A 26,944-nucleotide genomic window follows, 5' to 3' on the forward strand; every position below is an offset into this window, starting at 1 on the left:
TTTGGATCAGCCAAAGGTACATACCGAGCTGCTCCCCCATTTATTCCGGCAGGAATATGCCAGGATGACGGCCTTACTGTGCCGTCATTTTGGTTTGGAGCATATTGAACTGGCGGAGGATATTGCCAGTGACACTTTCCTGCGCGCTTCCGAGAACTGGGCGCTGCATGGCATCCCGGATAACCCGGCAGCCTGGCTGTATACCGTGGCAAAGAATAAAACGAAAGACCATCTCCGGCGCCTCTCCAACTTTGAACACCGGGTAAAAGACAGTATCCGGCAGGATGAAGCCTTATCGGAACCAGATATTGAAATAGACAGTAAGATTATAGAAGACAGTCAGCTCGCGATGATATTCGCCGTCTGCGATCCATTAATTGCATCGGAAAGCCAGATATGCCTGGCGCTGCAGGTGCTGTGCGGTTTTAGTGTGGAAGAAATCGCCAATGCATTCCTGGCGAAGAAGGAAACCATTAAAAAGCGGCTGCATAGAGCCCGGGCGGATCTCCGCAGTGGTAAGTTCCAGTTGAATGCCCTGCAGGAGTCGGCCATCACTTCCCGGCTGGATACGGTATTGAAAACCTTGTATCTGTTGTTCAATGAAGGATACTTTTCCAAATCGGGCAGCCAGCTGATCCGCAGGGAGCTTTGTGCAGAAGCGGTGCGGTTAACCCTGCTGCTGACAGGCCATCCCTCCACTAATACCAGCCAGGTGCAGGCGCTGCTGGCCCTGATGTGCTACCAGAGTTCCCGGCTGGAAGCGAGGCTGAATGCCAGTGGTGAGGTGATCCTGTTTGAGGACCAGGATCGCCAGCTGTGGGATCAATCGCTGATAGACAGGGGGAATTTCCACCTGGTGAACGCCTGTAATGGTGAGGAGGCCTCGAAGTATCACCTGGAGGCAGCCATTGCCTACTGGCATACCACCCCTACCGGAAAAAACAAATGGGAGCAGATATTGCCGCTGTACACGCAGCTGCTGCAGCTGGCATATTCGCCGGTAACCGCGCTGAACAGGGCTTTTGCATATGCAAAGGTGTATGGCAACCAGGCTGCCATATCAGCCGTGCATAATCTGAATCTTACGGAAAACACCTACTACCATGCCTTGCTGGGGAATCTTTATACCGGGATCGATAAAGGCAAAGCGATGGAACAATATAAAGCGGCTATCCAGCTGAGTACGTCCCCGGTGGAGCGGCATACGCTGTTGCAGGAAATGGGGCGGGTTGCAGGGAGCGATTTATAATCAAAAAATGATACTTTTAATTTCCTCCTTACAAATGGGCGGCAATTAAAAAAAGAACTGATGTTTCATATTGCGGGAATCATCCTTGCTGTATTTCTTGCTTTACTGCTTTTTACCAAAAAGGGTAAATCCCCGGCAGATCTGATTTTAGCGATTTGGTTAGTCGTAATCGGACTTCATTTACTCTGCTATTACCTCCTGATTTCCGGTGATTTTGTTGCATTCCCGTATCTATTGGGAATGGAGATACCATTACCCCTCATTCATGGCCCGTTTTTGTATTGTTATGTGGCTACGCTTGTGGGGCAACGCAATAAAAGACTGCCCGTATATATTCATTTTATTCCTGCGTTGGCAGCTTACCTCCTGCTGTCGGGCTTTTTTGTATTGCCATTTGCGCAGAAGATCTATGTGTATCAGCATCACGGGCTGGGTTATGAAAAACTCACTTCCTTTATCCGGCTCCCCATTATTCCATCCGGGATCATTTACGTGTGCTGGTCGCTGGTATTATTAAGAAGGCACCGTTTGAATATAGCCCGGCAATTCTCCTATTCTGAGAAGATCAACCTGAACTGGCTGGTGTACCTCACCATTGGTATGGGAGCCATCTGGCTATCCATTATATTCGGAAATGATATTTCCACCTTCTTACTGGTAGATGTGTTTATTCTGTTTATCGGGTATTTCGGTATTAAGCAGGTAGGCATTTTCTCCAACCAGGAGGCCGGCCGTCCATTGTTAGCGGGCGCATCCTTACCTGTTGAAACAGTAAAAGTGGAGGTTCCCCCAATAGAAGTTGAACCCCTGAAATACCAGAAAACGGCCATCGATCCCGACCTCATGTCAAAAATCCACCAGGAACTCACGCTCCTGATGCAGACGGAAAAGCTTTTCCAGGAACCAGAGCTCAACCTGGATGGATTGGCCGCCCGGTTAGGCGTTAGCAGCAATGCCCTTTCCCAGGTCATCAATACCCTGGAGCAAAGGAACTTTTACGATTATATCAATGATTTCCGCGTGGAAGAATTCAAGCGGATAGCCCTGTTACCCGAAAACAACCAGTATACCCTCCTTTCCCTGGCCTTCCAGGTAGGCTTCAATTCCAAAACATCATTTAACCGGAACTTCAAAAAGGCAACGGGCCTCTCTCCCAAAGAATACTGCCAGCAGCATAAGATAAACCCTTCAACCGAGGACTGAATCCCTCCCATCCTGCCTTTTGGAACGTACCACCGGGCATTTCTGAGCGACCACCTTACGTTTTGGAGCGTTCCGCAGCCGCGGTTCTCCTTCTTTTGCACCTAAAAACAAGATGGTAAAGAAGGTTCTATGGCTCCTGATGGCATTGTTGTCGGTTTTTATCGGGTTGTATCCCAGCCAGTTCTTTATGGCAGAAAAGAAGGCAGGCATATTAAAGCTCAAACCCGATGCTCTCTTTTTAAATCCCTTTTGGCAGGCTGGCTTTTATGTGCACATTATCCTGGGCGGACTGGCACTCCTGATCGGCTGGGTGCAATTCAGCAGTTGGATCAGGAGCCGGAGTCTGCAGTTCCACCGGCTAACTGGCAAGGTGTATGTGACGGCGGTGCTGCTGAGTGCCGTATCCGGCTTTTATATTGCGTTTTACGCTTCCGGTGGAGTTCCGGCCAAATTGGGCTTTATGACTTTAAGCTGTGTATGGTTCTGTACCACGGTCATGGGGTACATCCGTATAAAGAACGGGCAGGTGGAGCAGCATAAAAACCTCATGATCTATAGCTATGCCTGCTGCTTTGCAGCCGTAACCTTAAGGCTGTGGATGCCTTTGCTCATTAAAATCTTCGGTGATTTCGGTACGGCGTACAGCGTGGTGGCCTGGTGGTGCTGGGTGCCGAATCTGGCGGTGGCTTACCTGCTTACACGAAAACGGGCTGTGGCGATCTCCGTTGAGTACTAAATTGAATAGTTATAACAAGCAACCCACGTATTGCGCGGGTTGCCTGCCAGTATTATTTCAGTATCCTGGATGCCGAAGTTGTCTTAATAAACAGAATAGCATCAAAATCCACTCCGGGCTTAATGGGACGTGCCCTGCTTTCCGTCCAGTTCGCGTAGATATTGGTGATATCCCTTTGCTGGTTGGTGAGGGGATTCGGTGCTTTGTTGAAGGGGATGTAGATGGTAGGGTGACTGGCCTTTGAGAACATCTCGGAGAACGATTCGCCAGGAGCTGTAAAGTCTTTTGATACCAGGCCCTCATCTTGGGAGATGACGGTTACGGAGCCGTTGAAAGTGTCAAACCCCAACACATAGAACTGCGCACCATATTGTTGCTTTACATGATACCCCATTCCCCGGTATTGGGCAATAATGGTATCCTTGGCGATATGGATATTATGTGCCCAGAGGATGGTTTTTTGTTTGTGTTTGGATTGATCGGCGATCATGTTCTCCGCCATGAGCCTGTCGCGGTTGAAAGGGTCTCCGGCGAATTCTTCCCGGTCAAAGCCGTATATGCTTACCTTTTGGAAGGCGGGCTGCCTGTTGTTGTATTGCCTGATGGACTGGAATAGGTGGTAGATCTCTTCGGTGTTGTATAAGACCATATCCTTCATAATTACCTTCAGGTCACCCGTTCCGTTTTGTACATATGCATTTACCGGCTCCAGGAATTTATCCTGCATCTCGAAGCCTATACGCTTATAACCGAGGTGCGTAATGAGGTAGGAAATGATGCGCTGCTTTTGATTGTAGAACTCCCTGGTGCCGTGGGAGGCTTCACCCAGGCCGATTACGAGGTTATGCTTTAATTCTGATTTCAGGAAGTGGAGGTCTTCGGTGGACTGGGCAGTGTCTGGCTGCAGCGGGTATGCGTTTTCATTGATCCATTTTGTAGTGGCATCCTGGGAATAAGTGGTTATGCCAACGGAGATCAGGAGCATACTGATAATCATACATCTACTTATCATCATGATTTTGTGTTGAGCTGGTGGGTTTTGAATAATTACTTCGATAGGTAGATACAGCTCTGTATGATTTCCATAAAATTAACCGGTTATAGCCCGACCTATTCCAGCCGGAAAGAGACTGGCAGGGTAAATAAAGTAGTAGCCGGAATGCCTTCCAGCTTGCCTGGCGTCCATTGTGGCATGCGTTGCACTACCCGCATGGCTTCCTCATCCAGTAAGGGATGTATGCTTTTGCGCACATATGCATTGGTGATGGCGCCTTCTTTGGAAACGGAAAAAGTAACAAATACGTTCCCCTCTATGCCGTCGCGCATGGCTTTAGTGGGGTATTTGATCATCCGGTACATATAGCGCCGTAAGCTATCGAGGCCGCCGGGGAACTCGGCTGTTAGGTGATACACGAACCAGGTGGTATCTTTCCCTTCTGCAGTGAAGCACTGCCCGGCTTTAAACTCCCCGTTTTCGTATATATCATCTCTCCTGCGGTTACCGTTTTCCCAATAGGTAATATGGTGGCCGTTCAGCTTTCCTTCTTTGTAAATCCTTTCGTCTTTCAGCTTTCCGGCTTTATACGTTTTGGACACTCCGTGCAGTGTGCGGGGGGAATGATATGGCTGGTAGTTTACCTCCATCTCCAATGTACCATCTATCGTATAGCCAAGCACCTTAGTTTTCGAAGTGTCTTCCCTGTCCTTCATGACCAGCTGGTAAGAGGCTGCAGAATCCCGGGAAGATATAATCTTATTGTTTTTGGATACCCAAACGGTATCCTGTGCAAGAGAGGCAGAGCATGCGGCCAGCGCAATGACTAAGGCGGATAAAAGCTGCTTTATCATAAGTAAGGTGGCTAAACAGGCCGTAATATAAGTAAAATGGATACGTGGGTTGTACGCTTTGATAAATACTTAATATTAGGTATTTGGTAGTATTATTCAAATGGTACTTTTGTAACTTATTAATAATTAGAACTATGCTTTTATCCTCTTACTTATTCCCCAAAAGGAACCCCGGTTCGAAAATGTCCGTCCCGGCAATGGTTTTGGTGCTGTGCTTTTTGGTGGCAGCGGCTGGCTGCAGTAAGAAAAGCGGTCCCGGTGAACAGGCGAAAAGTCAGGAAGAGCTGCTGGCGGAGAAGCGCAAAGCCGATGCCGTTTACAACAACAGCATCACGCCCGGAGTAGGCAATGTGTATTATGAGGAAAAACTCATCCCCAACGCTCCCAATCAGCTCGTATACAAGCTCACGTATAATGAGGATACACTGGCTGCCTATGGCAAGATCAATGGCAGCGGGCAACTGCAATATCTCACTTCCACCGTACTGGCCAAGAAAGGAAATGCAGAATTACTGGTAACGGAAATGTTCCCAGAAGTATCCAAAAGCCGGATGTATTCCATCATCAACGGTAAAAAAGGAAAGATCGTGGTGGAGATGAACCACATCTCCCAAACCCGGGTGGCCATGTATGTGCTGGACTTTAACTGGGAAACAGGAGCTTCAACGGTGATTTCCCAAACCTATTTTGAAAACGGGAAGCAGACGGCGAATTTCAATTCCTTTAAGGAAACCGGAGAGGAAAAAGACCGGGTATATAACTGCGATGAACCGCAGCCTTCGGATGATATGAACAAGTCGGTAGACAATACGCTGGATTACTTCCAGTGCGGTGGCCATGCGTACGACAGCTACCCTGCCCTTGCCGCCATCAAAGCCGCCATTTTAAAGAGCATTGAAGCCGTTAAGAACGCTACCCAGTACCAGAGCAGCCAGCAGGAAGTGAAAAGCATGGAAAGCAATTACAACTACCTGAATTCGATATTCAAAAGCATCAGCGGCAAGGTATCCGGGTATAAGTTCGAGAAATCGATACTGGCAGGGTATTTAAGAAGTCTGGCAGCAGAAATCGCGGAGCTGAAGGCCAAACTGAGGCCCGATGTATCGCTCAAGCCGTTTGTAGAAGCCTCTGATCTGCAATATGATGAGGTGACTGATAATGAGATCAAACTCACCTTCACGCTGATCGACAACTCAACGGGGCTCCCCTACACCAAGAAACCCATAGGCATTGATATGGCCTTTGTGATACCCGGCACCAGCGAAGCGGTGTATATGGAAACCAAGTTCACGAATACCGCTAACGGTTTGATCACCTTTAAACTGGACCCTACTACCCTCCCCGAATATGAAAAGTATACCAACCTGACGGCCAGGTATGCCTTCTCCGGCGACGACTGGAACCCCAGCGCGACTCGCGACATTACCTTGAAATTCATCAAACCTAAAGTGGTAATGGCTGATGGTAGCGCCATCCCCCATCAGTTGATGTATACCTCCGGAGATAAGAAGGTATTTAAACTGGTGAATGAAGATGGCAGGGATATCGTGGTTAACTACAACAACGTGACCCTGAATAATTCCAACGCCAAAGTGCGGTATACGATGATGAAGGGTACTTCTGATTTCGACCTTACTTTACACAATGATGAAACTACAGACCAGATAACCCGGCTGGAGGTTGTTTACAAGAATAAGATCATCCAGGTTATTTCTGCGTACGTAATGCCTCCATGCGGATCGGCACCCACCATTACTGGCGTAACTTATGATTGTTCTCCAAGTGGTATTGCTATTAAAGTGGCGTTTAAAGCCGACGGTGCGGGCATATTACCCTACGGAGGCAGCGGGGCATGCGATATGACGGAGACCTGTTACCCGGTGAGGTTGTATTTTTTTAGTCCGGGTGCCAGTCAGTTTGAGATTGCGGCTAACGGATACCGTGTGGAACTGGTGTCAGGTACAGTGAATGAAGGTGTAATAGCGATTTATATTGCGGGCTGTATATCAGGGAAAGGCCCCCGGGAAAGTTTAGACGCCAATTACCCCAATTATCAATGGAAAGTGCAGGTGATGAACCGTTGTAACAAACGGAGTGCGATGGTATCTCTCTAAGTAAAACATACAAAATGGCTACCGCAGCTTCTTACTGCGCAGGTAGCTGACAAGGGCGCCCGGGTTATCGCTTTGCATACCCTGAGCGCCCTTGCCAATTACGGCATCCCACTCATCAGGGCCTTCGGAGGAGGATTGCGCATCCAGCCAGATGGCGATGTTATGCTTACGGGCTACCCGCAGCAGCGCTTCGTCTGTGATATTATCCAGTACAGTAACGGTTATAGTATCGAGGAAGGCTTCCATTTGGGTGGGGGTGGTGAATGTTTCGGGCAAGCTGGTCATGAGCGGCATTTGCGGGGCAATAGCTTTCCAGGCATGATATTGTTCGATCTTGTTGAGGTAAACTATTACCTGCTTCTCCATCCCGGCTGCCTGTATTTGTTTCCAGGTTTCCGCTACATCCGCTTCCTTGAAATCGAGGTAAATATGGATCTTTCCCTTTGCGGCAGCGAGGACTTCCGCAAAAGTGGGTACCTGGTATACTTTGCCGTTTTTGCTTTTGAGGGGCTGCTCCCGGAGTTGGGCCAATGTCAGCTCTGCCACCTTTCCCTGTTGGGGAGTGGTTCTGTTCACGGTGGCGTCATGCATGAGGATGAGGTGCCCGTCTTTGGTGGTGCGCAGGTCCAGCTCGGCATAGTCGGCCCCGCATTGGTAAGCGGCTTCAACGGAGGCTACCGTATTTTCCGGAACAGTAACATGGTTGCCGCGGTGGGCGATAACAACCATTTTATTTTTGCAGGCAGGGAGTTTGGGCGCTGTTGTTTGCGCCATCAACAATGTGTGGAATATCAGGGATGCTGCGGAAAGTACAAGCGTTTTCATCTGGCTGTATTTAGGGGGGTGCGGACAGGGTTTCTGTTAATATTTCCTAATAGTATAAAAAAGGTCTGGATAATCGCGGATATTTTGCATAGTATGCAGTAGAATTAACTTTTCCGGCCCGGCAATTGTAATATGTATACTATACATTAAGAATATTTCAGAAAAGCCATCTTCTTCGGGAAGATATTGGTATATCATTAAACATCCTTGCGTATTCAAAGCATGCTCAATACGCAAATAGTCCGGCTCGCTTTTCTTGCATGTTAAAATATTAAATTTCAGTACGTTTTCGGAATTAGGCTGTAAAGACCGAAATTTGAATTGTTCCGAAACGTGTAAAAGAATTCCAAATGAAAGACGGTAGAAGAGAATTGGTTCGTTTTGCACCAAAGGGTAATAACAGTTTCATTGAAATGGTACAGGGAGAGGTAAATAACTACTTCCTTTCCAATAATATTTCTCCATATGCCACTACAGGCATGTGGGTGAAAACGGTCATCATGCTCTTTTGCTATTTTGCCCCGCTGGTTTTAATGATAACAGGTGTTGGCGCAAACAGTGTGTGGCTGTTCTGGGGCTTATGGTTCCTGATGGGATGGGGTATGATTGGTATCGGAACTTCTGTGATGCACGACGCTAACCATGGCACCTACTCCCCTAAGAAAAACATCAACAGCTTTATCGGGTATATTCTCGAGGTTATCGGCGGCTATACAGTAAACTGGAAGATACAGCATAACATATTGCATCATACCTACACTAACATTTCCGGGCTGGATGATGATATCAACGGCACCAGATTGCTGCGGTTATCTCCCCAGCAGCCCCTGTACCGCATTCATCGTTACCAGTACCTGTATGCCTGGTGTTTGTATATGATCATGACTTTATACTGGATGACGGCAAAGGATTATATCCAGGTACTCGGTTATAAGCGGCACGATCTGCTGGTTAAGCAGAAGATATCTTTCAGGAAGGCCATCTTCCAGATCACCTGGTACAAAATGTTTTATTACAGTTATATTCTCGTACTGCCCTTGTTGTTTTCCGGACAGCCCTGGTACTTTGTACTGGTGGGTTTCCTGATAATGCATTTTACGGCCGGCCTGTTCCTCTCCTGCGTTTTCCAGCCCTCGCATATCATGCCCTCTTCTGCCTTCCAGTTACCTGTTACAGTGAACGGGGTGCATCATATGAAAGACAGCTGGGCTATTCATGAACTGGCCAATACAACAGACTTTGCCCCCCGCAACCGTTTCCTGACCTGGTTTATCGGCGGGCTGAATTTCCAGATAGAGCACCACCTGTTTACAGACATATGCCATGTGCATTACAGGAAAATTGCCCCCATTGTAAAATCTGTGGCAGGTAAGTTCGGTTTGCCCTACAATGTGCAGCCCACCTTCCTGAAAGCCCTGAAAATACATGCCCGGATGCTCCGGGATCTTGGGAGGAAACCGCGTTAATACAAGCAAAAAACTTAAACAAATAAAAAAAGGTGCGGATTATCGCACCTTTTTGCATTGTATTCGTTCAGGTATAGGCTATTATGCCGGCAATTGCTCCTGCAACTCCTGCTGCAGCGCCCGCTCCTTTTCCAGTTTGGTAATCAGTAAAGACTTAATCACCGTAAAGCAATAATCCCGCGCTTCTGCGAATGAAATACCATAGCTGCGTTCGATATCCCGGATATCTTCCGGGAAACGGGATAGCAGCTGGTCGTAGTAATTATCCAGCACTTCATTAGATGGCATCTGGAAATCCACCTTCACCTGGAACCTCCGGAGCAGCGCTTCATCAATCACCTCCGGGTGGTTAGTGGCGCAGATCAGTAACGACTTTTCAGGGTAATAATCGATGAGCTGAATGAGGGTATTTACGAGGCGGCGCATCTCTCCTACGTCTTTATCGTCTGTACGGGCCTTGCCGATCTGGTCGAATTCATCGAGGAAGAGCACCGCATTTTCGCGGGCTGCTTTGTCGAACACCAGCTTTAAGTGCTGGGATGTTTCACCAATACGGGCGCTTACGATATTGCTGAGGTTCAGAATGAAAATGCTTTTGTGGAGGGCGTTGGCCAGCGCCTTGGCCGTCATGGTTTTGCCGCAGCCGGAAGCACCGTGCAGCAGCAGCTTATTGTTAACGGGCAGGCCGTACTTGTGCAGCTCGGCTATGAATTGGTGTTCCCTGATGAGCTGAAGGCACATCTTCCTGCTGCTGTCGTCCAGGAAAATGCTCTCCAATTGCACTTGTTCCCTGTCTTGAATAACCAGATCCATTACGTTCATAGCCTGCAAAATTCGGAAAATATATTGATTGGGGAATTATTTCATTCCCGCACACTTTCCTGTCCGGAACCGGACATATTTACCCGTATTTACAATGTTAAACTACAGATATACAAAGCGTTATATTGCTGGCATAGCCCTTGCGCTCCTCCTTTCGTAGTTATCAGTGCTGTAGATGCTCCCTTCACCTAAACCGGCTGGCATGTTTTATAATTACCTCCTGATGGCATGGCGCTCCATGATAAACGACCGCCAGTTTTCCCTGCTCAACCTGCTGGGCCTTTCCACCGGACTGGCCTGCGCTTTACTGATCTGGCTCTGGACTGTAGACGAGCTGTCGGCAGACCGCTTCCACACCCACAACGCCCGTTTGTACCAGGTAATGCAGAACGTACGCCACGAGAACGGTATAGAAACTACCCCCAATACGCCGGGCCCGCTGGCTGCCGCGCTGAAAGCAGGCTTTCCCGAGGTGGAAGATGCAGCCACGGTGGTAACACCATCCTGGTTCTCTGCAAAGGCGGTGATTGCCCAGGGCGATGCCCGCATGAAAGCCAGCGCACAGTTTGCCAGTGCCTCGTATTTTAAGATGTTCTCCTACCCCATTCTACAAGGCGATGCAGCGCGGATATTCAGTGGTACCCGCGCCATCGCTATATCCGACGAACTGGCGGCACGCCTGTTTCCCGGTGTAGACCCCGTTGGCCGCGTGGCCGACTTCCAGCTCAATGAATTTGGCGGCCAATATGAGATAGCCGCGGTGTTCGCACAAACGAAACATGCCAATTCCCAACCGTTCGATATACTGCTCAACTACGACCTGTTCCTCGAAAAGCGCCCTGCCATGAAGGACTGGGGCAACAGTGACCCCGCTACCTATGTATTGCTGCGGAAAGACGCTAATACTACGGCCTTCAACGAAAAGCTGGGCAACTTCTTCCGGGAGCGGGAACAATCAGACGGGCGTACCTTGTTTGCCCGGCGCTATGCCGATCAATACCTGTATGGCCAATACCAGAACGGTGTGCAGGAAGGCGGGCGTATCGCTTATGTAAGATTGTTTACGCTGGTGGCGGTGTTCATCCTCATCATTGCCTGTATCAATTTCATGAACCTCTCTACCGCCAGGGCTGCCAGAAGATTAAAAGAAACCGGCATCCGTAAGGCGGCGGGTGCTACGCGCGGGCACCTCGTGCTGCAGCACCTCAGCGAATCGTTGCTCATGAGCTGCTGCGCGTTGTTGCTGGCCCTGTTGTTCATCTGGCTATTGCTGCCGGTATTTAACCAGTTTACCGGTAAAAGCCTGGAACTGAAGCCTGAGCTGCCGCTTGTGTTGACGCTTATCTCCATAGCACTGATCACCGGTTTGCTGGCAGGCAGCTATCCCGCGTTGTACATCTCCCGGTTTCGTCCGGCCATGGCATTAAAAGGGATATTCGTAGCGGGTAGTAACGAGGCCCGGGTGCGGAAAGGACTGGTCATCTTCCAGTTTGCACTGTCTGTGGCGGCTATCTGCGCAGCACTCGTCATCTACCGCCAGGTGCATTATATCCAGAACAAACACCTGGGGTACGACCGCCGCCACATCCTTCACTTTGAAATCCCCCTTGAATTCGACTCCGCAAAACTGGCCGGCGCGGAAAGCTTCCTGCACGAGCTGCGGCAGCTGCCCGGTGTTACCAGCGCATCCAGCTACGGGCATAACCTGCTGGGGCAGCACGGTGAAGTGGGCGATCTCCAATGGCCGGGGAAGCCTGCGGGTAAGGGCGTGAACCTCGCCAATCTGGAAGTGGGCTTTCATTTCCTGCAAACTACGGGCATCCGCCTGAAAGCCGGGCGCTACATGTCTGAGAACGCCAATGCACAACGGGAAATCATTTTAAATGAGACGGCCACCCGGCAAATGGGCCTGAAAGACCCCATAGGTAAAACGGTCAGGCTCTGGGACCAGGACCGCCAGATTGTGGGCATTGCGGCCGACTTCAACTTCGAATCCCTCTACAACAACGTAGGTCCGTGCTTCTTCCAGACATATCCCGTAATGCCCAACATCATCGTGAAACTGGATAATACAGATCAGCCCGCTACCATAGAGGCCATCAGGCAGAAATACGATACCTTCTTCAAAGGACTGGTGTTCGACTTCCGTTATATGAACGACGAGTACCAGGCCATGTATGCCTCTGAGCAACAGGTGGCGGTATTATCCCGCTACTTTACCGGTCTTGCCATCCTCATATCCTGCCTCGGACTATTCGGTCTTGCAGCGTTCACTGCCCAGAAAAGACAGAAAGAGATCGGCATCAGAAAAGTACTGGGCGCCACTGTGAGCGGCGTAGTGCTATTATTATTGAAAGACTTCCTCAAACTCTTACTCATAGCGGCCCTCATTGCCTTCCCGATCGTATGGTATATTATGCGCGACTGGCTGGATGATTTCGCGTACCGCGTGCGCTTCGGCGTGGATGTGTTCCTCATTGCAGGCGGAACGATGGTGTTGATTACGTTACTCACTATCAGCTTCCAGTCGGTAAAAGCCGCGCTGGCCAACCCTGTAAACTCCCTGAAGCAATAAAAAGTAAAGCAGCTTCAATCTTTCGACTGAAACTGCTTTTTCGCTTTTATCAGATGCTGTTACTTAATGGAATACCTGATACCGATATAAAACTCCCTCCCTCTCGTAGGCCCCCAAACCGACGACAGATCGAAGTGCGGCCCGAAAGGATTCTCTGCATTGATAATGGGATTAGGCTGACGGTAGTTGCCGATGTTCTCGCATCCTGCATAAAACTCCAGCGTATTCAGCCGGAAGGTTCCCTGCATGTTCACCGTGGTATACGGATTAGAGGCTGAAGGCCTGCGGTATGGTTCCGGATTGCTTTCTGTGGAAGGCAGCCGCATCTTGTCGAACCAATGCGCATTTACATCTGCCTGCCATTTGTTGTTACGCGTGCGGTAAGAAACGGCAGACATGAGCCGGTTACGCGGATTGAAAGGCAGCGCCACTTTCGCGCCGTTTTCTTTCCGGTATACATCGAGGTAATTATAGGCGGCCCTTACTTCCAGCTGCTGCTGGAACACGAACAGCGCATCCACCTGCACCCCATTGGATCGGGACACACCATCGAAGTTGCGGATGATGATTTTTGAGGGATCCATATCATAGTCCGGGAAGAACTGGTTTTGGAATCGCGTTTGATAAAAGTCTGCGCTCACCGTTCCTTTGGTGATGCCTTTCTCAAAGCGCCAGGTATGGCTTACACCCCAGTTCATGGCTTCTTCCGGCCGCAGGGCTTCTGTGAATACGATGTTGCGTGAGCTGGTGAGAATGACGGGCTGTTCACTGAAAAGGTTCACCTGCCGCCAGCCAGTGCCTGCCGATGCACGGAAGGTATGGTTGGGATGGAAAGCATATTTCATCATAGCACGCGGCGTGAAATACCAGCCTTCCTGCTGGTGGCGGTCCATTCGCGCGCCGGTGATCAGCACCACCTTATTATCAGCCCAGTTGAACATATTCTCTGCGAATACTCCGGGAACACGTAACTGTGTAAAGTATTTGCCTGCGTAGGTTTTGGAAGGATCTGCCACTGTAAACCGGATATCTTCCTTCACATCCTGATAACGGTAGCTGACGCCGTATTTCAGGAGGTGCTTGCTCCAGTTTAGTTCGTGCTGCAGGTTGATGTAAGCCATCTCCTGTCTGCCGGTATAGGCCAGCGTGCCGAACCATGCATTCTGTTGGTGGATGGAGCCGGAAGTGGCCAGTGCTATGGCGTGCTTGTCAGAGATCCGGTAGTTCAGTTTGGCGTAGGCTTCGGGTTGGTTGAAGGTGACGTACTGGCCGTAGACCGTTCCGCTGCCTTTATCACCATTACCCTGGTAGGCCTTTTGTCCGCCGATGCGCTGCTCGTTCACGAATCGCAGGCCGAACTGGGCGCTGAGCCCCACTTCTGCATCGTTGCCATACTTCCATTTGTTATAGGCCATGTAGCGGGTGAGCAGTGGCAGGTCGAGGAAGCCGTCTTTGTTACCATCGATACGTGCGGAAGGCTGCACGGAATGCAGTGCCAGCAGTGTATGCCATTTTTTGCTTTTCCCTACGGCTGTGGCTGCGCTGGCGTTGAGGTGTTTTTCCCCGAAGCTGTTGATATAGGCGTTCAGGTGAAGTTTGTTCGCCTTATCGGGGTGCCGAGTGTCGAGATTGATCTGGCCGCTGATGCTTTCGTAGCCCTGCAGCACCGATGTTGTGCCTTTAGACACGTAGATGTTCTCCACCACCGTACCTGGATAGGTGCTGATGCCATAGGTGTACGTGAGGCCCTGAATCATGGGAAGCCCGTCGATAAGGACCTGATTGTACACGCCGGACAGTCCGAGGATACGCAGCTCCTGGGAGTTGGTGACGATGTTGGTGGTTTGCGGCTGCACGCTGGCCGTGGTGCCGAAACAGCCGGCAAGGTCGCAGCAGGCTGCTTTGCTCAGCTCCTGCTGGTTGATGACTTCCAGCTTATTAACGGATGTGCCGGAGATAAAAGCCCCGCGGCGGTCGGTGACCGTTACGCCCGTGAGATCGGTAGCTGCCCGTTTGAGGGTAATGCTCAGGTAGGTGCGCCCGTCCCACACGATGGTATCGCTCCGGTAGCCGGAAAACGATGCCACGATCCGTTTATCGGATGCTGTGGTGGCCTGCAGTTCGTAGACGCCGTTCTCATTCACGGTGGCAACGGTGCCACCGGTGATCCACTGAACGGTACCTCCGGGCAGGATTTCCCTGCCATCGCCCGTTTCACCAAATAGTTTGCCTTTGATGGTTTGGGCGTGGAGGGTTCCGGTAAGCAGGAGCAGCGGTAATAATGCGCGTAGTATCATTGCTTCGCTTCTTTGGCCTTCTTCTCCTTTTTCACGCGGTAGGGCGTGGTAGATTTATCGTCGCAGCCGGGTGTTTTCTCGATTGTCTTGTGGATGAGGTCGAGGGAGATAACGTCTGCATTATACAGGATGGTGAAGGCGGAGGAACCGGAAGCTCTTTTAGTGAACTCCACGGATTCGATACCGTCCTGGTTGATCAGTTGCTTTTTGATGGTGGGCATATCGCCATCGCAGGTGAGGTTGATCACCTGTACAAGGGCCTTCTGCGGCTCGTTGGCTTTGGTTTGAGCGGAGGCAGCGGGTACGGCAAAGAAGAGGCAAATAGCCACGGTAAGAAAAGAGAATACGCTTTTCATGATGAATTGATCAGTTGTAAGAATAATAAATACATGCATTCAGATGCTGCATGGTATGCAACATCATTACAGGCCTTTTCAGGCATAACCATTTATGGCATCATGAAATGCGGGGCGGCTGCCAGAAGTCGGAAGCCGGTGGTGTAGGAAGAAATGCGTTGCCGCAGAATTGATAGTTTGTAGGGGCAGGATGCGGCGCGTTGCCGAGTGAGATCTCCTGCGTGGTAACCCATGCATGGATGCAGCAGGAACAGAACTGGAAGGGATTACCTTCGTTGGAGCATCCTTTTTCTTCTTCCTGCTCATCAGAGCAGGGATCGTCTGAAGGCTGATCGTGCTGGCAGCAACTGTCTGCCGGCTCACTGGCAAAGCTGGAACCGCCTGCTGAGGCACATACCACAACAAGTATCAGTAAAAAGCTTATCCATTTGGTGAGTTGGCGCATCGTTGGGATTGAGTTGCTAAACCAAATATACCAAATATTACGATATAATCAGGGGTTGCAATAGAAGCCATGGTACTGTGTTTAAACAGCAGCGGAGTTATTCCTTTTGCATCCGGAAAATGGGGGATTCGCCTGCTTCCAGATCCAGCGTGATCGTATACCTGCCTGCTATGACCTGAATATCGGCTCCGTTCTCTTCCAGTCCTTTCCCGCCGGGAGCAGCGCCGTAATTGATGGTCCAGTCGTTGTTGAAACGGAACTTTATCACGCCGTCCTGCAGCTGTATGTTCGAGGCTGTCCAACTGCTATGTTTCCCGTTAACCGGCAGCATGGGTACATCCGGTCCGGACCATCCTCCCGGCAATGCGCTTCCTGCAATACCCCAGCCCGCATTGGTTTTGATGCCCACATGCCTGCGGCCTTTGCGATTCAGCAATACAGTGTCGTAAACACCAGCTTTTTCACCCGTGAATTCCAGGTAAGCATCTGTACCGGCAACATGGAAACGCCCGCTGGAACCGGCCATCAGGAGTACGGGCTGCTGACCGGAGATTTGTGCCACGAGGCGCTGCTGCACACGGGAGATATACAGCCAGCGGTCTGGCTCCAGCTGGTAGGTGCCTGCAATAGCCTGTAATCTATCTGCATCTACCTTTTCATTGGCGGGCATTGGAATACTCTTTCCGGAAAGCAGCTGCATAATCCCCTCCTTTATCACCGGGAGATCGAAATTCTCTGCATTGGCGAGCAGCACAATGCAGGTATTGCTTTCCGGCATACGTACCAGCAGGCTCCGGAATCCGGCAGCACCGCCGCTGTGGCTTACGACCTGCTTGCCGTTAACCGTTTCTATGAACCAGCCATATCCGTATGAATTGTGATTTACACTATAAGCTACCCTTGTGCCTGCCTCAGAAATAATGCGGTACGCCTGCATTCCTTCATGAAACTTAAGGAGATCCCCCACTGTACTCCACACTCCTCCCGACGACCGCAGTTCCTCCTGCGGATATAACCGGGCTTCTTTACCCAAGCCGGGGTACAGCAGCCGGTAGCCTGTGGCTTTGTTGGCAGACTTTAACTCACGGAAATCCAGCCCGCTTTCCTTCATCTTCAGCGGCCGGAATATACCGGCATCCAGTGCTTTATCATAAGGCAATCCGGTTAGTTTTTCTATAATAAAGCCCAGCAGGTAATAGCCTGTATTACTATATTGCCATTGGCTCCCCGACCTGAACCCCGGCCTGCGGCCAGAAAGAAAGCGTATCATTTCTTCCTCCGACTGCGTTGGCATGGAGTAATCATTGTTGTAGGGGTATATTCCCGAAGTATGGGATAGCAAATGCCCTATAGTAATTGAATCCGCGGCGGGAAGCGAGGGATAGAACCGGGAAAGGCGGTCGTCAGGCGTGAGTAGTTTCTTTTCTATCAGTTGCATGACCAATACCGCTGTCATGGATTTGGTGATGGAATAGATGGGATACTTCGTGGCTGCGGTGTTCAGCGCTCCGGAGGTAATATTGCTATAGCCATAGCCCTTTGCCAGTAAGGTTTTCCCTTCCACTGATATCAGGACAGATCCGTTGAAAAGTCCGGTGGTATGGCAGGCCTTCATGTATTGATCCAGTTGCGCGGACAGATCGCCTGCCGGGATGGATGGCTGTTGGGAGAATACAGGCCGTGTTCCGGATATGAGGCATACAAACAACACAATGGTTTGCAATGCCTTTCCAGCCGATGGGATGTGGATCATCATTACTGTTTGAACTTATGCAGGATGAGGAAGTATGCCCCGAAGCTGGCAGACAGGCAACCGGAAAGGATGGCCAGCGAATGCATACCCAGCGGCATCGTATAGTAAATGATGGTACATGCCAATGCAAGGCCCGCGAAAATGACGGCCCATTTGGCAATATTGAATTTACCGGAATGTGCATCCTGGCTTAACAGGCTGGTAATAACAGGTTCGGGAAGACCGCTATCGGTTAGTTTGTTTTTAATCCTGTATTCCAGCAACTGGCGGGAGAATGCCAGAATAAAACCCAGCACCAGCGCCGCAAAGCCAATGGAAGCGCAAATATGGATGACTTCCATGTTGATGTAAGGCCCCTGGTTTCCCTGTGCCATTGCGAAGTGAGGAAGTGTTATCCCTGCAAATAGTATGTACGTATGCTTCATATTTACTGTTTGTAATAATAACTGACAAGTCAACCCTGATCCGGTTGCAAAGTTTGACTGCTTTTTATCTGCCGTATCATTTTCCGGTATCCATTTATCTGAATCGCTGACAGGAATAATCCCAGTACAACTGCTCCAATCACCAGTAAAGCCATTGCCGCTCCTTCCATGAGAACTACCCTGTTAAATATGCCGGGTGTACCCAGGAACAACGGGATGCTAATGGCTGCGATTAGCAGTATGCCTGCAACGGTCCACTGTATGGCAAAAACAGTAGCAGAAGGCCGCTTCCGCGGTAGCTTAGCCATTACGGCATCGGCCACATGGAAAGGAGGTTCCGGAATGGGTTCGCTGAGGATGTTAAAGAGCTGGCGGTATTGCTGCACCAGTTCCATACATTGCGGGCAGCCATCGATATGCGCATGTTCTGCACCCGGTGGCTGCAATGCGTAATCCTGTAACTCCGTATCGGTGGGATGTATGTTCATAAAGCTTCTTTGTTTTGGTAATGTTTGGTAAGATGTTGCTGCATAAGCTTTCGTGCCCTGTAGAGATAGCTTTTAACGGTGCCTTCCGGCAGATCGGTGATTTGGGCGATTTCAGTAATGCTCATATTGGCCTGGTGGTACAGGGTGATAAGGGTGTTATACAAAGGTGAGAGTCTGGTTATGGCCTGCTGTAAAATGAAAGTAAGTTGCCGTGCTGATAGTAAGGTAAGAGGGTCACCGGCAGCCTCCGGGATATCGGCCGCTTCGATGGTAGCCGGGGCTATCAGCGGCAGGCGCTTTTTGCGCAGGTGGTTAACGCAGGTGTTGTAAGTGATCCGGGCTATCCAGGTGGAGAGCTTTGCCTCGTACCGGAATCCGGAAAGGCTGCGGAATGCTTTCAGGTACACGTCCTGAGCGATATCCTGCCGGTCTTCCCGGAGGGGTACCATGCCACTGATGATGTGTATGACGAGCTTTTCCGTCCGTTCCACGATGATGCTGAAGGCTTCCCGTTCGCCCTCGAGCACACGGTCGGCCACTTCCCTGTCGGACCAGTTATGGTATTGATGGTTCACGAGGTAAATAGACACATGGTAAGGGAAACGGTTGCAGGAAGTAAGATAGAAATTTATTCCGGCCCTGAGGGGAGTAAAATGGCTACAATCCCGGGCATTCAGTATATTTGCTCATAGTAGTTATGGCTTTGCAAATCAATGTTTTAAGAATATTGTGTTTTTTGTTTTGGCCTCAGACTGCTTTCGACTATTGATTATCAGCAAGCAATGGAATTACAGATAATACCTACAGATTTATTGACCGCATTTAAGGCATCTACAGACGAGCAGGCTTTGTCTGAAGCATTTAATGCATTGGTAGATGCTGAAATATCAAATGCAGGTTTCAGTTTCTATACATCTGTAGCATCAGTATATTCCAGTAAGATTGAAGGTGCAGATATTGAGCTGGATTCCTACATCAAGCACAAACGCTTTGGTGTAAAATTCCAACCTGATTATACCCGTAAGATCGATGATCTCTATGCCACTTACCAATTCATTAAGGATGCTCCATTTGACCGGGCAACCCTGGTTGATGCGCACAAACTGTTAACCCGCCATATTCTTCCCGCTTCCACACAAGGGAAGTTCCGGAATCAAAACATGTATGTTACTACTGCAGATGGCCGCATAGAGTATGTTGCCGCCTCCCCTTTCTCTGTGGTGACAGAAATGGAAAAGTTGTATGCAGATATTACCACCTTACAGGCAGCGCAGCTGTCCATCACTGAAACGTTCTTCTTTGCCAGCATGATTCACCTGGTATTCGTAAAGATTCACCCGTGGGCAGATGGTAATGGCCGGAGTGCCCGTTTGCTGGAGAAATGGTTCCTCGCAGTAAAGCTGGGCGAAAAAGCATGGTTCGTTCAGTCAGAAAAGTACTACTACGAACATCACCGTGCATATTACGATAACATACGGGCATTGGGGCTGGAATATGAAACATTGGATTATTCCAAAGCTGGTCCGTTTACCCGCATGTTAACCGCTGCAGTAATGGGTGATGGGGCTCAGCCCGGCAGGTAATGCTCCAGAATCTTCCCGCTTTTATATTCCGTGGTGCCTGCGAGTTTCATGGGTTTTTGTGCGCTGAAGATGGGCATGCCTTTCCCGATGGCTACCGGGTTCCTGAAGAAGTAGAATTCATCTACCAGGTTCAGGCTGATGAGGGAGCTGGCGAATTTGGCGCCGCCGTAAACCATGATGTCTTTACCGGGTGTTTCCTTCAGTGCTTTTACCACAGTAGCCAGATCTCCGTTCTCCATTTGGGAGTTCCTTCCTTTAATGTCCTTCTGCGAATGGCTGAAAACGATCTTGTGGAGGTCTACCATGCGTGTGGCCAGGGGGTATTCTTTGCAGTCGGGCTGGGTATCTACTACCTTTTCCCAGTAGTCAATAAATCCGCGGGACATTCCGCGGCCCATCAGCAGGGTGTCGCAGCTATCTGCCAGATCGATCACTTTCTGTAAACCTGTTGGGTCCAGATCTCCGGATAGCCACATCCAGTCGAGCTGGCCTTCCGGTCCGGCTACGAAGCCATCGATGGTCATTTGCATCTGTAACTTGAGTTTTCGCATAACGGTAGTTTTTTAGCGGGTGTTTAAACAAAGTTAGGCTGGAAGAACGGCACCGTTTAGGGGGATATACGACAATAAGGAGGCATTTGGCGACGGAGGCCGGGCGGGCAGGTACAATAAAAAACACCTGCAGTAATAGCAGGTGTTCAATATATTAAACGTTACGGAGTAACTGTTAATCGATTCTTTTAACGTTGAGCGCGTTGAAACCACGCGGCGTTCTTTCCCGGGTAAATGATACCCTGTCTTTTTCTTTTACAGGCTGCAGCAACTGGTTGGTGTGAAAGAAGATACTTTCCCTTGAGTTGGTGTCGTCAGTAATAAATCCGAATCCCTTGGTGGAATTAAAGAAAGAAACAAATCCGGTTCTTGTGGTTTCTTCCGGCGGCCGTTGCTTTACTTTAGCCATGGCAGCCAGCTCGTGTAACGGAATGCTTTCAGTGCCTGCTTTTGGAGCAAAGGGCGTGAGGTTTCCGTTCTCGTCTACGAAAGCCAGCATTTCTTCAAGGCTTTTGCCTTTGTCGTTGTTGGTCTTCCGGTACTCTCTTTTCTCGGCCTTGTCTAATTTCGCTTTCGCTTTTTTGTTATTCTTTTCCTTTTTTGAAAAAGTTTCACCCATTTTGTACTGTTTTAGTGATGCCGCATTATTGCGATAAAGAAACTTTATTTGAGAAGGTTTCTGCATGGTGGTTATTCCCTGCAGAAAACCTGTCGATATCAGTCTTAGTAGCCTGAGTAGCGGTTGCGCTCTACTTTAGGCCTAGCCTCGTTTACAGTGATGTATTTAGCATCGAGGTTGGTGTTGTTCAGTTCCCTGATGGCTTTTTCAGCATTGTCAGTTTCGGGCATTTCAACAAAGGCGAAACCTTTGGAACGGCCTGTGTAGGCATCAATAATCACCTTAACGGAACGCACTTCACCATAAGAGGCGAAAACCTTGCTGATTTCTTGTTCGGTAGTCTGGCTACTCAAATTGCCGACGTAAATGTTCATAATTAATAATTTTAATGAGGGTTATTCGGCAGCTGGAAAAGCGTAGACTGAGGAAGAAGAGGAGTTATCCGGACTAATTCAGAAGTAGCTGAGGCAGTGGCCTGTTGCAATTGGGTAAAGATACAACTAATTAACGACATTACCGGCCTTATCTTGAACTTTGCCCCTGAAAGCACCTTACCAGTTGTATTCATGTGTGGGATTCGTTATATTTATTCATATCCCCATAAATGGTACTATCTGCGCTCATCCCACGTTTCATGGCCACAGGCATCGTGCTTCTTACCCTGAGCACCCTTCCCTCTTACGCCCAACACCAACAAATTGCTGCGATTGACAGTATCCTGACCGCCCAAACTGCCAAAGACCAGTTCTCCGGTGCCATCCTTATTGCCGACAGCTCAGGCATCCTATTGTCTAAAGGCTATGGCTGGGCAGACAGGGAGCGTAAGGTGAAAAACACCCCTGATACCCGTTTCTCCCTCTCTTCCGCGTCTAAAGTATTCACCGGTACGGCAATTACCCTGCTTGCCCGGCAAGGGAAACTGCAGCTTTCCGATACGGTGGGGATGTATATAAAAGACTTCCCCGGCGGCCAGCGCATCACCATCCACCAGCTCCTGACCCATTCCTCTGGAGTAGACGATTTCTTCAAAGCACCCGGGTTCAGTTACAAAAACATCCGCAATTGCACCGATATGCTGCCCTTCCTCCGCCAGTTGCCCCTTGCCTACCCTCCGGGCGACAGCTGCGCTTATTCCACGGGCGATTGTATTGTGCTGGGCGCTATCATTGAAAAGATCACCGGGAAGCCCTTCCCCGGTTATATCCAATCCGCTTTCATTGACAAACTGAACCTTCAACATACCAGCTTCACCCCCTACTGGCAGCTGGATTCCACGCAAAGACAATTCGCCATCGGCTACCGTAAAACTCCAACAGGCTACACACCGCTGGCGTACAACTACGATCAGGGATCTATCCCCTTATCTGCCGGAGGCGCCTGGAGCAGTGTAACCGACCTGTACAGGTTCAACAAAGCTGTATTTTCCGGGGAGCTGACGGGTAACGACCTCCTGCGGCAGATGACCGGCCGGCATACCACCCAATGGGAAAACACTTACTTCGGATATACCTGGATCACCAGTGTGAAGAAGGGGTATCACAGCATTGGTCACCCGGGGGATAGCTCCGGCTGGCATGCCATGAATGAATACTATCCCGGTAGGAAGTACATGATCATTCTGCTCACGAACTTCGGGAGTGTGGACCAATACGCGCTCACCAATATTTTTGAGGAGATGTTGTTCAAGGATGCCCGGTAAGGATCAGGATATGCAATACAGCAGCGATGCCATGACGGACTTCACCTGCTGCAGCGTGCTTTCATCCGTAATCTTACCATCTTTCACCTTCGCTTTCACAAAAGAGATCAGCAGCCGGGAGGCTTCCGGCAGGTTGGCTTCTATCACCAGCAGCGTACCCGTGAGGGAGGCATGCGCCTGCTCGCCCATAGACGAGGCAGTGATGAGAGCCACCGGCTTTTTAGACAGTTCCATGGACGACACCAGCCAGTCGAGCGCGTTTTTCAGGCTGCCGGGAACGCCCATGGCATATTCAGGGGTGCAGATGAGCACCGCGTCTGCCGCGCGCAGCTGCTCCCAGAAGGCCGTTACTGCAGGGGGCGGCGTGTTATTATCCAGGTCCGGGTTGAAATGCGGGAGGGTTGACAATCCTTCGAAGTGGGTGATGTTTACCGTTCCGGCATAAAGTTCCGCAATGATATGGATCAGCGTGTGATTGGTGGATTGTAGCCGGGTGCTTCCGGAGATGGCGAGGATATTAACGGGCATCAGGGGTGATTTATGAGGGTACAAATGTATCCCAATTAAGGAGGATTACGGGCAATTAGTTATCTTTCCCCTATGAAACCTGTACCGAATAAATTCAAACCCACATTCCGTATGAACAAAGCTCTACTTTGGACGGGCATTGCCCTTTTCGTCCTTGTTATTTTCTTCTATACCTCCTGTACCCGTATTGATGCCGGGCACGAAGGCGTAAAAGTACAGATGTATGGCAGCGATAAAGGCGTGCAGGATGTTTCCCTTGTAACAGGCCGCGTGTTCTTCAATCCCTTTACGGAAGAGGTGCACGAGTTCCCGGTGTTCGTACAAACGGCAGACTACGAGCCTTTCACCGTGAACGCCAAAGACGGGTCGGTATTTACCGTAGACCCAACCATCACGTATAAAGTGATTGCCGGTCATTCCCCCGCGATTTTCCAGAAATACCGCAAAGGCATCAAAGAGATCACTTCCACCACGCTCTACAACTACGTGCGCGATGCCTTCCGTATACAATTCAATGAATTCACTACAGACAGCATGATATCTAACCGGAAAGGTTTTGAGAACGCCGTGCAGGCCCAGCTTTCTAGCGAACTCACCAAGGAAGGCTTCCACCTGGAGCAGCTGACCTCCGGCATCCAGTACCCCGAGAGCATCACCCAGGCCATAGACGCCAAGAACCGCGCCGTGCAGCAGGCCATGCAGGTGGAGAACGAGCTTCGCGTAGCGGAGGCTAACGCCCGCAAACTGATTGTACTGGCAGAGTCGGAAGCCAAAGCTAACCAGCTTAGGCAGCAGTCGCTCACCCCGTTGCTGATTCAGCAACAGTTCATCGAGAAATGGGACGGGAAAACGCCGTTGTATGGCAACTCGCCTGTGATGTTTAAAACAGTTCAATAGCACTTATTTTCACTACCCTATCCCCTACCTATGTCACAATTCCTTGCCTTTAAAAGGTACCACACCGCAGAGCAGGCCGCGGAAACTATCTCCCTGCTGGAGAAGCATCAAATTCCTGTGGAGTATGAAGAAGAGGTGATCCTGATGGATAAGATGTATTCCGGACAGAACTTCGACCAGCGGCACCTGGTGAAGATTGCTTCCACCGACTTCCCTAAAGCCGATGCCCTGCTGAAAAGCCAGATATCTGTATCTGCCGATGATGTGGAGCCTGATTATTACCTGCTATCCTTCACTACGGAAGAGCTGAAAGAGGTGATCATCAAAAAAGATGAATGGGGTGATTATGATTACCTCCTTGCCCTGAAGCTCCTCGAAAAGCGGGGTATCTCCTACACGCCGGAGCAGTTGGAGCAGCTGGGCACCACCCGCATTGAAGCGCTTTCCCAACCGCAGGAGTTGCCGCTGATTTGGCTGCTTATTGGGTATGGTTCTCCCCTGCTTATTTTTACCTCCTTATTCCTACCATTTGCTTGGGCATTCTCCTTCCTGGGCTTCTTTATCGGTGGATTCGTGATGGTAACAAAGAAGACCCTGCCTGATGGGAAGCGGGTTCATGCCTTTACTGAGAAGACGCGGAAGTTGGGGATGTGGATGATTGTATCCTGTGTAGTATTGACTGTTGCGTGTTGGACGGTGTTGGTGAAGGGGTTGGGGTGATTACGCAGTAATTCTAGGTTTTAATTAAAAATCCTCTCTTGTAAAAGCTTGTAAGGTTTTGAAGTGGCGGAATTCTAACTAAATGTTTAATCCCATATAGTGAAACATTTATTTAATAAAGTCACCTTGCTTTGAATCCATTATTAACAGCACTCTAATTAATTCTGATCTTGTAATGAAGTATGATGTTTTTATTTGCCATGCTAGTGAAGATAAAGATGATTTTGTAAGACCGCTAGCTGAAAAGTTATCGCAACAAAATATAATTGTTTGGTACGATGAATTTTCACTATCCATAGGCGATAGTTTATCTCAGAAAATTGATGAAGGGCTTGCTAATTCACATTTCGGAATTGTTGTTCTAAGCCCTAGTTTCTTTAGAAAACCATGGGCTAAGCGTGAATTAAGTGGTCTTACTGCAAGAGAAATGATAGAGAACAAAAATCTGATTCTCCCTATTTGGCATAGAGTTGAAGTAAGTGATGTTTTGATGTTTTCTCCTTCATTGGCAGATAAAAGAGCTGCAAATTCCGCAAATGGGATCAATTCGGTAATTCGTGAAATAACAAATAAAGTCAAACCAAATGAAAGCCCTTTAATTGTAGCTCGTGATTTTCTATTGAGTTATAATTTAAATCCACCTCCAATATCGGATGAATGGTGGTTTGATCTTATAGAATATAAGGAGTTTTTAAAGTTTCCTGATATAAATGCTGGTAAGCGCTGGATTTTTCCATTGCCGTATCCTGATGATGAGCGAGGTCGTCAAAGAGGATTAAATATTGCATCAACGTGCTTGCAAATAGACTGGTCATTTGAAGGTGAAGAATTAAATATCTCACCAATAACTCATCCAGAAAAGGTTCACGAATACATAAGGCGATGGCCTGGCTTATACGAATGCTCGAGGCAAAATGCAGAGACATTAGCCTTATATGTCCCTCAGATTACAATTCCTGGTTTTGATTCTGGCTTTGAAGATGTATTCGATGAGCTTATGAATTCAAGTAGTAAAAAATCGAATATTATTTTTAGTTATGGCGATCATGAGACCGTTGATAGCAAGAAAGCATTATGTGCAGACATTATTGCATTTAGGCACCCGGAGTTTGGTAATTATACAAAAAGGGAATTGGGAAGGTGGTACTTTACTGCACATAATACGGCATATTCTCGTTCAAATTTGAATGTATTTGAGGGGTTAATTTGGTTATTAAGTGAAAATGCCAACTGGTTACCCAATAATTATCGAAATTTACTAATTGAAGGTATTTTATCTGATCATATATGGGCTTCATCTAAAATCGGTTACTACTCAAACTCATTTTTATGGGCATTAAGAAGTTGTGAACGAAATCAGTTCACGTTAAGCAAAGACTTACTATTGAGTTTAACCGATTTAGTAGAAGAGACTTTAAGAAAAATTAGTATTGTAACAGACCCTAAAAAAATTGTCAAACGACTATTAGAAATTGATATAGTTTCACATTACTATAGTAGCAAAGAGAAATTGTAATTCTAAGTCATTTTTTTCATGCGGTTGCTAAAGTATGCTTTTGAATTGCTGCCACATCTAATTTTTCAATAATACTTACTAAATATTCCAGATGATCTAATATGTAATAGTTCCGATTTGCCCTGACAGTCGGGTTAAAATATTAGGCAGCTGGCGGTATATCGTCCAGCTGTTTTTCTTTGGCTAAAGGTAGTGTTTCTTCAAAAGTCTGTAAAGGTGTCCTCCCGAA

At 48.8% G+C, this 26,944-nt stretch carries 26 protein-coding genes; 11 read left to right on the top strand and 15 right to left on the bottom strand.

All coding sequences use genetic code 11. The annotated features are described in order from the left end of the window. Window position 1: 1 nt before the first annotated feature. From DEV76_RS12040 to DEV76_RS12050, 3 genes are all read left to right on the top strand, one after another. Window positions 2-1,249, top strand: coding sequence for an RNA polymerase sigma factor (locus DEV76_RS12040; protein WP_232826936.1), 1,248 nt, complete (start codon window positions 2-4; stop codon window positions 1,247-1,249). A gap of 240 nt (window positions 1,250-1,489) precedes the next feature. Next, window positions 1,490-2,452 (top strand): AraC family transcriptional regulator, encoded by a 963-nt coding sequence (locus DEV76_RS12045; protein ID WP_198652042.1) that lies wholly within the window; start codon window positions 1,490-1,492, stop codon window positions 2,450-2,452. A 112-nt stretch (window positions 2,453-2,564) separates the two neighbouring features. Further along, on the top strand, window positions 2,565-3,188 hold the full coding sequence (locus DEV76_RS12050) for a DUF2306 domain-containing protein (protein WP_109698146.1): 624 nt from the start codon (window positions 2,565-2,567) through the stop codon (window positions 3,186-3,188). A 52-nt stretch (window positions 3,189-3,240) separates the two neighbouring features. Here the strand turns inward: DEV76_RS12050 and DEV76_RS12055 are convergent, their stop codons facing one another. Together DEV76_RS12055 and DEV76_RS12060 are read right to left on the bottom strand one after the other, a co-directional pair. Beyond that, complete coding sequence (locus DEV76_RS12055; protein ID WP_198652043.1) at window positions 3,241-4,185, bottom strand: erythromycin esterase family protein; 945 nt, start codon at window positions 4,183-4,185, stop codon at window positions 3,241-3,243. A 113-nt stretch (window positions 4,186-4,298) separates the two neighbouring features. Continuing rightward, window positions 4,299-5,036 carry an energy transducer TonB gene (locus DEV76_RS12060; RefSeq protein ID WP_109698148.1) on the bottom strand — a complete coding sequence of 246 codons (738 nt, stop codon included), beginning with the start codon at window positions 5,034-5,036 and terminating at the stop codon, window positions 4,299-4,301. A gap of 182 nt (window positions 5,037-5,218) precedes the next feature. Between DEV76_RS12060 and DEV76_RS12065 the strand changes: the two genes are divergently transcribed. Next, window positions 5,219-7,150, top strand: a complete 1,932-nt coding sequence (locus tag DEV76_RS12065; protein ID WP_198652044.1) for a hypothetical protein — start codon at window positions 5,219-5,221, stop codon at window positions 7,148-7,150. Between the two features lie 18 nt (window positions 7,151-7,168). Here the strand turns inward: DEV76_RS12065 and DEV76_RS12070 are convergent, their stop codons facing one another. Beyond that, on the bottom strand, window positions 7,169-7,975 hold the full coding sequence (locus DEV76_RS12070; protein WP_109698150.1) for a glycerophosphodiester phosphodiesterase family protein: 807 nt from the start codon (window positions 7,973-7,975) through the stop codon (window positions 7,169-7,171). Between the two features lie 350 nt (window positions 7,976-8,325). On the opposite strand from DEV76_RS12070, the gene DEV76_RS12080 reads away from it, so the two are divergent. After that, window positions 8,326-9,441, top strand: coding sequence for a fatty acid desaturase family protein (locus DEV76_RS12080; RefSeq protein WP_198652045.1), 1,116 nt, complete (start codon window positions 8,326-8,328; stop codon window positions 9,439-9,441). An 81-nt stretch (window positions 9,442-9,522) separates the two neighbouring features. Here the strand turns inward: DEV76_RS12080 and DEV76_RS12085 are convergent, their stop codons facing one another. Further along, a complete protein-coding gene (locus tag DEV76_RS12085) occupies window positions 9,523-10,263 on the bottom strand; it encodes an AAA family ATPase (RefSeq protein ID WP_109698152.1) in 741 nt (246 codons plus the stop codon). A gap of 202 nt (window positions 10,264-10,465) precedes the next feature. On the opposite strand from DEV76_RS12085, the gene DEV76_RS12090 reads away from it, so the two are divergent. Continuing rightward, entirely contained in the window at window positions 10,466-12,838 is a 2,373-nt protein-coding gene (locus tag DEV76_RS12090; protein ID WP_198652046.1) for an ABC transporter permease, read from the top strand. A 59-nt stretch (window positions 12,839-12,897) separates the two neighbouring features. On the opposite strand, the gene DEV76_RS12095 is transcribed toward DEV76_RS12090, so the two are convergent. From DEV76_RS12095 to DEV76_RS12125, 7 genes are all read right to left on the bottom strand, one after another. Further along, the gene (locus tag DEV76_RS12095; protein ID WP_109698154.1) at window positions 12,898-15,135 is read right to left on the bottom strand and encodes a TonB-dependent receptor; all 2,238 of its coding nucleotides are present in this window, start codon (window positions 15,133-15,135) and stop codon (window positions 12,898-12,900) included. After that, window positions 15,132-15,491, bottom strand: coding sequence for a heavy-metal-associated domain-containing protein (locus tag DEV76_RS12100; protein ID WP_109698155.1), 360 nt, complete (start codon window positions 15,489-15,491; stop codon window positions 15,132-15,134). The genes DEV76_RS12095 and DEV76_RS12100 overlap by 4 nt, the downstream gene beginning before the upstream one ends. Window positions 15,492-15,591: 100 nt before the next feature. Then, window positions 15,592-15,936, bottom strand: coding sequence for a hypothetical protein (locus DEV76_RS12105; protein WP_109698156.1), 345 nt, complete (start codon window positions 15,934-15,936; stop codon window positions 15,592-15,594). A gap of 97 nt (window positions 15,937-16,033) precedes the next feature. Continuing rightward, complete coding sequence (locus tag DEV76_RS12110) at window positions 16,034-17,692, bottom strand: serine hydrolase (RefSeq protein WP_109698157.1); 1,659 nt, start codon at window positions 17,690-17,692, stop codon at window positions 16,034-16,036. Continuing rightward, complete coding sequence (locus DEV76_RS12115) at window positions 17,692-18,114, bottom strand: hypothetical protein (protein ID WP_157962856.1); 423 nt, start codon at window positions 18,112-18,114, stop codon at window positions 17,692-17,694. The genes DEV76_RS12110 and DEV76_RS12115 overlap by 1 nt, the downstream gene beginning before the upstream one ends. Before the next feature lie 29 nt (window positions 18,115-18,143). After that, a complete protein-coding gene (locus DEV76_RS12120) occupies window positions 18,144-18,602 on the bottom strand; it encodes an anti-sigma factor family protein (protein WP_109698159.1) in 459 nt (152 codons plus the stop codon). Further along, window positions 18,599-19,192: an RNA polymerase sigma factor gene (locus DEV76_RS12125; protein WP_198652047.1), complete on the bottom strand. Its 594-nt coding sequence runs from the start codon at window positions 19,190-19,192 to the stop codon at window positions 18,599-18,601. The genes DEV76_RS12120 and DEV76_RS12125 overlap by 4 nt, the downstream gene beginning before the upstream one ends. A gap of 222 nt (window positions 19,193-19,414) precedes the next feature. Between DEV76_RS12125 and DEV76_RS12130 the strand changes: the two genes are divergently transcribed. Beyond that, window positions 19,415-20,185 (top strand): Fic family protein, encoded by a 771-nt coding sequence (locus DEV76_RS12130; RefSeq protein ID WP_198652048.1) that lies wholly within the window; start codon window positions 19,415-19,417, stop codon window positions 20,183-20,185. Here the strand turns inward: DEV76_RS12130 and DEV76_RS12135 are convergent. The 3 genes from DEV76_RS12135 to DEV76_RS12145 form a co-directional block, all read right to left on the bottom strand. After that, entirely contained in the window at window positions 20,170-20,736 is a 567-nt protein-coding gene (locus tag DEV76_RS12135; RefSeq protein ID WP_109698161.1) for a dihydrofolate reductase family protein, read from the bottom strand. The two genes, DEV76_RS12130 and DEV76_RS12135, sit on opposite strands and share 16 nt — an antisense overlap. Before the next feature lie 175 nt (window positions 20,737-20,911). After that, a complete protein-coding gene (locus DEV76_RS12140) occupies window positions 20,912-21,355 on the bottom strand; it encodes a cold-shock protein (RefSeq protein ID WP_109698162.1) in 444 nt (147 codons plus the stop codon). A 104-nt stretch (window positions 21,356-21,459) separates the two neighbouring features. After that, window positions 21,460-21,729 carry an RNA recognition motif domain-containing protein gene (locus tag DEV76_RS12145; protein WP_109698163.1) on the bottom strand — a complete coding sequence of 90 codons (270 nt, stop codon included), beginning with the start codon at window positions 21,727-21,729 and terminating at the stop codon, window positions 21,460-21,462. 230 nt (window positions 21,730-21,959) lie between these two features. On the opposite strand from DEV76_RS12145, the gene DEV76_RS12150 reads away from it, so the two are divergent. Next, the gene (locus DEV76_RS12150) at window positions 21,960-23,054 is read left to right on the top strand and encodes a serine hydrolase domain-containing protein (RefSeq protein ID WP_109698164.1); all 1,095 of its coding nucleotides are present in this window, start codon (window positions 21,960-21,962) and stop codon (window positions 23,052-23,054) included. A 3-nt stretch (window positions 23,055-23,057) separates the two neighbouring features. On the opposite strand, the gene DEV76_RS12155 is transcribed toward DEV76_RS12150, so the two are convergent. After that, the gene (locus DEV76_RS12155) at window positions 23,058-23,582 is read right to left on the bottom strand and encodes an NADPH-dependent FMN reductase (RefSeq protein ID WP_109698165.1); all 525 of its coding nucleotides are present in this window, start codon (window positions 23,580-23,582) and stop codon (window positions 23,058-23,060) included. 111 nt (window positions 23,583-23,693) lie between these two features. Between DEV76_RS12155 and DEV76_RS12160 the strand changes: the two genes are divergently transcribed. From DEV76_RS12160 to DEV76_RS12170, 3 genes are all read left to right on the top strand, one after another. Further along, entirely contained in the window at window positions 23,694-24,479 is a 786-nt protein-coding gene (locus DEV76_RS12160) for an SPFH domain-containing protein (protein WP_157962857.1), read from the top strand. A gap of 30 nt (window positions 24,480-24,509) precedes the next feature. Beyond that, a complete protein-coding gene (locus DEV76_RS12165; protein ID WP_109698167.1) occupies window positions 24,510-25,199 on the top strand; it encodes a hypothetical protein in 690 nt (229 codons plus the stop codon). 175 nt (window positions 25,200-25,374) lie between these two features. Next, a complete protein-coding gene (locus tag DEV76_RS12170; RefSeq protein WP_109698168.1) occupies window positions 25,375-26,715 on the top strand; it encodes a toll/interleukin-1 receptor domain-containing protein in 1,341 nt (446 codons plus the stop codon). Window positions 26,716-26,944: the final 229 nt, after the last annotated feature.

The organism is Chitinophaga deserti, from assembly GCF_003149455.1.
Lineage (GTDB): Bacteria > Bacteroidota > Bacteroidia > Chitinophagales > Chitinophagaceae > Chitinophaga > Chitinophaga deserti.